Annotated in this window: 5 protein-coding genes; 3 read left to right on the top strand and 2 right to left on the bottom strand. The window is 57.5% G+C overall.

The window, feature by feature from the left end:
* Positions 1-643 (top strand): citrate (Si)-synthase (locus tag ABYV89_RS14865; RefSeq protein ID WP_432823717.1); only part of this gene is annotated, 643 nt, incomplete at its 5' end.
* A gap of 134 nt (positions 644-777) precedes the next feature.
* Here the strand turns inward: ABYV89_RS14865 and ABYV89_RS14860 are convergent.
* Positions 778-1,569 (bottom strand): class I SAM-dependent methyltransferase, encoded by a 792-nt coding sequence (locus ABYV89_RS14860; protein WP_432823716.1) that lies wholly within the window; start codon positions 1,567-1,569, stop codon positions 778-780.
* A gap of 126 nt (positions 1,570-1,695) precedes the next feature.
* Between ABYV89_RS14860 and ABYV89_RS14855 the strand changes: the two genes are divergently transcribed.
* Positions 1,696-2,646 (top strand): aldo/keto reductase, encoded by a 951-nt coding sequence (locus tag ABYV89_RS14855; protein ID WP_432823715.1) that lies wholly within the window; start codon positions 1,696-1,698, stop codon positions 2,644-2,646.
* A gap of 82 nt (positions 2,647-2,728) precedes the next feature.
* On the opposite strand, the gene ABYV89_RS14850 is transcribed toward ABYV89_RS14855, so the two are convergent.
* The gene (locus tag ABYV89_RS14850) at positions 2,729-3,178 is read right to left on the bottom strand and encodes a DoxX family protein (protein WP_432823714.1); all 450 of its coding nucleotides are present in this window, start codon (positions 3,176-3,178) and stop codon (positions 2,729-2,731) included.
* Between the two features lie 282 nt (positions 3,179-3,460).
* On the opposite strand from ABYV89_RS14850, the gene ABYV89_RS14845 reads away from it, so the two are divergent.
* The coding region (locus ABYV89_RS14845) for a permease (RefSeq protein ID WP_432823713.1) at positions 3,461-4,382 on the top strand (922 nt) is incomplete at its 3' end.

Genomic DNA, 4,382 nt, shown 5'->3' with positions numbered 1-4,382 from the left:
CCTTCACTCCGACCATGAGTCCGGTAACGTTTCGGCTCACACGACCCACCTGGTCCATTCCGCTCTGTCTGACCCGTACTATGCTTACGCTGCCGGCCTCAACGGCCTGGCCGGTCCGCTGCACGGCCTGGCCAACCAGGAAGTTCTCGACTGGACCCTCAAGTTCCAGGAAAAATACTGCAAGGACTGCGAGCCGACCAAGGAACTGGTCACCAAGGCCCTGTGGGATACCCTCAACGCTGGCCAGGTTGTTCCGGGTTACGGCCATGCCGTTCTGCGCAAGACCGACCCCCGTTACATGTCACAGCGTGAATTCTGCCTCAACACCCCCGGCATCAAGGACGACAAGCTGTTCAAGCTGGTCGCCATGATTTTTGAAACCGCTCCTGGTGTTCTGATGGAGCACGGCAAGGCGAAGAATCCCTGGCCGAACGTTGACGCCCAGTCCGGTGTTATCCAGTGGTACTACGGCCTCCGTGAGTGGGATTTCTACACCGTACTGTTCGGTGTCGGCCGCGCTCTTGGCTGCCTCGCCAACATCACCTGGGACCGCGGTCTCGGTTACGCCATCGAGCGTCCGAAATCTGTTACCACCGCGATGCTCGAGAAATGGGCTGCCGAAGGCGGGCGCAAGCTCTCCTGATCGGAGGAACCACTGAAGTAAGGTAAACATAGAAGCCGCCCCGGTAACGGGGCGGCTTTTATGTTTATGGCGGATGCTGGCGTAATGGATTGTCGGCAAACGGGCCAGGTCCCAACAGAGGGTGTCCCGCTATGCTATTTTTTGTCGGTTCTGGTTGCGTACAGAAGGAGTTTCTGGTCGGTATAGCTTTCGACTTCACCGGCGAATGTTTCAATCTGAAAATAATCGTGAACCTTGGCCGGTGAGTCAATGAAGTACCTTGCCAGCGTTTTTACACCTTCCCGGGTCAGTCCGGCGCGTTTGGCCCAGACCGGAAAATCGTGGGTCTTGTTGAAGGTCTTGGTTGCTTCAACATGGAAGCCCGCCTCCTCAATCATCTGAATCCATTCCTGCCTGCTGTGGGCCCGAACGTGGGTCGGATCCCGCATCTTTTCCATGGTCTGGTAGAATTCAGCGATTTCGGGTTCATCGGGAAGCAGGGTGTCGATGATGACCATGCGCCCTCCCTGGCGGCGTAGCACACGGTGGAACTCGCGCAGGGCCCGGGGGACGTCAGGAAAGTGGTGGGGGGCGATCCGGCAGGTCAGCAATGTGAATGAACCGGAGGGGAAGGGCAGGTCTTCGGCGTCGGCTTCGCGAAAGGTGACATTGTCTACGCCCCCTTCGTCGCTGATATACTCCTGGGCTTTTTTCAGCATCAGCATGGTCAGGTCCGAGGCGACAACGCTGCGAACCAGAGGGGCAAAGTGAAGAGCCGTGTGTCCTCCACCGCAGGCAACATCAAGCATGATGTCTTCGCTGGTCGGTTTCAGCAGGTTGACTGCTTCATCGAGATCTTCTCCTTTGGCAAATCCCTGATCCCGAACATAGCCGTCTGCTGTTCTTCCAAACTGTTCCCGGACCTTGTTTTTGAAATCATTGGACATGAAACGCTCCTTCACACGTGTTTTCTCACATGTGCAGCCAAGTATAGCAGCAACCCTGGAAAATACTTGCCCCGCCCGGGATGATCTGCTAAACAGAGCAGGTCGTGAAATTTTCGGGAGAATAACATGAAAAAGGTGCTCTTGGGAAGTACCGGCATGGAGGTTTCGCCACTGATTTTCGGCTCTTTGCCGATGGGGCCCCTGCAGGCCGCAAAGCCCCCCGAAGAGGGCGGCAGGTTGATCCGGTATGCCCTTGAGCGTGGCATCAATATGATCGATACGGCCGAACTTTATGAAAACTACGGGCACATCCGCGAAGCCCTCGCCGGCTATCGGGGACGTTGTTATCTGGCGAGCAAGACTCACGCCAGCGACCCGGAAACGGCACGAAAGCATGTTGAAAGAGCCTTGCGCGAACTGGCCGTCGATCACCTGGACGTGGTGCATGTGCACGCCGCCCGCATCGCAGATCCGCTGGTTGAGCGCCGCTCGGTTATCGATGTTCTGCTGCAGATGCGTGAGGAGGGGAAGATCGCCCATGTCGGCTTGTCGTCCCACTATATCTGCGCGGTCCGCAAGGCGGCGGCCTCCCCTGACATCGCAGTGGTTCATCCGTTGATCAATCACCGCGGGATGGGGATTCTCGACGGGACGGCAGAGCAGATGGCCGCAGCCATTGCTGAAGTCGCCGAGGCCGGTAAAGGGGTTTACGCGATGAAGGCTTTGGCCGGCGGTAACCTGATCGGTGAAGCGCGCATGAGTCTCAGCTACGTGCTTGGTCTGGCGGGGGTTCATGGCGTCGCGGTCGGCATGTTGTCTGAACGGGAAGTTGATGCCAATATTGCGCTGTTCTCCGGCGCCGAGCTCGATCCGGCGCAGTGGGAAACGCTCGAAAGTGGTCGCCGGCAGCTGAAAATCATGGAGCGTTTCTGCAAGGGCTGCGGCGCCTGCGTTCCGGCCTGTACCAACTTTGCCCTGAGCCTGGTGGACGGCAAAGCCAGGGTGGATGAGCAGCGCTGCATCCTTTGCGGGTATTGCGCGGCAGCCTGCCCGGAGTTCATCATCCGCGTGGTTTAGCTGGTGGCCCGTGGGGCTGCCTTTGCTTTTTAGACCGGTTCCTGTGGATGCCGTCGCAATGGGTTAAGGGATGGCATCGCCATTACTGCTCACTCAGCCACTTGTCGACAGAGGCTTCACCGCCCCCGGATATCACCAGGCAGGCCGACATGGCGAGCAGGGCCAGGTTGAATTCGATGCCGTGCCCTTGTCCCTCAAGGCAGAACCAGTTCATGAAAAAACCGTTGACCAGGTGAACCTTGACGATGGCGACGATCATCACGGAACAGAGGCCCAGGGCCGCCACCCGGGTCAGGCACCCCGCCAGCACTCCCAGTCCGCCGAAAAACTCGGCGATCATGGCCAGAACGGTTAATTCCATCGGGATGTTGAGTCCTTGCTGGAAATTCTGGATGGTTGTTTGAAAGCCCGCTCCGCCAAACCAGCCGAACAGCTTCTGGGCCCCGTGGGCCATGAAGATACAGCCCAGGCCGAGGCGCAGTAATAATAGCCCCCAGGAATCCTCGGTGTTAAAAATTCTGCCTAATCCCATGGGTCCCTCCTTCATTACATATTTGAGGAATTATATCAGGGGTTTTGTGAAGTGTGATTCTTTTTTAATGGCTTTTTGTGATTATTTTTTTGTGAAGACAAAGATTTTTGACGGGTGGAATGTCTTTTGCTTGAGTTTCAGCTGATTGCGCGCTAGGTTGGCTTCGCTGATGGCGTTGGCGGGGCTTTCAGCGGCGATGTGTGCATGGGGAGCCCGGCAAAAAACCGTCTGCCGGCTGGTGTGGCAGGCAGAAAATTAACCGTGTAAGGTGATTGGACTGGTATGGAAAATCTGGGTAGTCTGATAGTTGAACTGGGGGCCGAACTCTGGCATGAATTTCTTTATATCCTGCCGTTTTTGATGATCGGCGTTCTGCTTGAGGCGGTCATCCGGACGTTCAAGTGGCATGTCAAAATCCGCAAGGCTCTGACACGATTCGGTGTGCTTTCCATCGTCCTGTCGGCCCTGCTGGGGGTGGTCAGTCCCCTCTGCGCCTGCGCCACCCTGCCGCTGGTCATATCTTTACTGCTGGCCGGTCTGCCGCTGGCGCCGGCGATGGCATTGCTGGTCACCTCACCGCTCATGAGCCCGGCGGGATATACCCTGCTGAACTGGGAGCTCGGCCCCGGCTGGGCCAACGTGGTTCTTTTTTGCGCCATCTTCATGGGGCTGTATGCCGGCTATGTCACCCATTTCCTGCGCCGCTTCGGTTTCACCGAAGATCGCCTCTTTCGCAAGGCGCTGCCGGCTGGCGATTTTCATGACCCGGACTATCCCGTTGAAGAGCTGCGCTGTGATTGCGGCCAGCAGCTGTCGCACCGGGTCGACCGCTGTACCCATAACAAGTTTCTGGTCTTTCTCGCCAAGTTCTGGGAGGGGTTGATCAAGATCGGACGATTCGCCCTGATCGGTCTGGTCATTGAAGTGGTGGTGTCGTCGTTCGTCCCCACCGAGTGGGTTTCTGCGCTCTTGTCCGGTGAGGGGATTCTGCCGATCCTGACCCTGACCTTCGCCACCATCCCCCTGCATCTGCCGCAGATTACTGCGGCGGCGATGCTCTACGGTTTTATTTCTCCGGAGGTCGGTGAAGGCATCACCCTGTCCAAGGGCTCAGGCATTGCCCTGCTGATCGGCGGACCGGTTACCGCCCTGCCGGTCATGGGGGTCTTCATCTCCATGTTTCGCAAGCGGGTTCTGCTGCTCT

This window comes from Trichloromonas sp., from assembly GCF_041583255.1.
Taxonomy (GTDB): Bacteria; Desulfobacterota; Desulfuromonadia; order Desulfuromonadales; family Trichloromonadaceae; genus Trichloromonas.
This window is presented reverse-complemented; position numbering and strand designations above follow the sequence as displayed.